Annotated in this window: 1 protein-coding gene; it reads right to left on the minus strand. The window is 52.7% G+C overall.

The genetic code is table 11. From position 1 onward, the window contains the following. The coding region (locus tag Q673_RS35900) for an ISAs1 family transposase (RefSeq protein ID WP_152527079.1) at window positions 1–584 on the minus strand (584 nt) is incomplete at both ends.

The following is a 584-nucleotide window of genomic DNA, read 5'->3' on the forward strand; positions in this document are numbered from 1 at the left end:
CCAAATACTCCTCGCTCAGCGCTGCTTTCTTCTGTTTTCGCCGAATTCCGCCCTTGAATTTGGTCTCACCTTTTAGGTAATTCATCGCGATATGGCGAACTCTTGCTAGGTTTTCTGCGGCATGTCCACGGTGAATCCGGCAGGCATCTTCCCGCATGGCCACGTCCAGGCACCAGTGCAACCTATTTTCGATGTGCCAATGCTGACGGACCGCTTTAGCCATCTGTTCCGCGGTCAGCTCAGCAGAACTGATGTAGTAACGCACGACTGTCTCGTCGGGCGGCTCATCACCTTCCTGGCGAAAGGACACGACCACACCAACCGTCTTCAGATCTGGCCACTCGTAGCTAAGCTCTTGAAATTCTTCAGTAACCCCACTCACTACGTGATAGCGAGACTCTTCTCTCCCACGGTTTTTCTCGACAGTCGTGAAGGAGTCTCCCACATAGTTGGCAATCACCTTCATCGGAAAGGCTGCCTCGAATGCGTCAGCCAGTTTGGGCTGATTTTCCTTGACGGCTAGCAGATAATCAGCCCCTTTCTGTCGGACCTGATGAGCAATCTTTGTCTGGCATCCCATGGCA

The sequence above is a fragment of the Halomonas sp. PBN3 genome (assembly GCF_000475415.1).
Taxonomy (GTDB): Bacteria; Pseudomonadota; Gammaproteobacteria; order Pseudomonadales; family Halomonadaceae; genus Halomonas; species Halomonas shengliensis.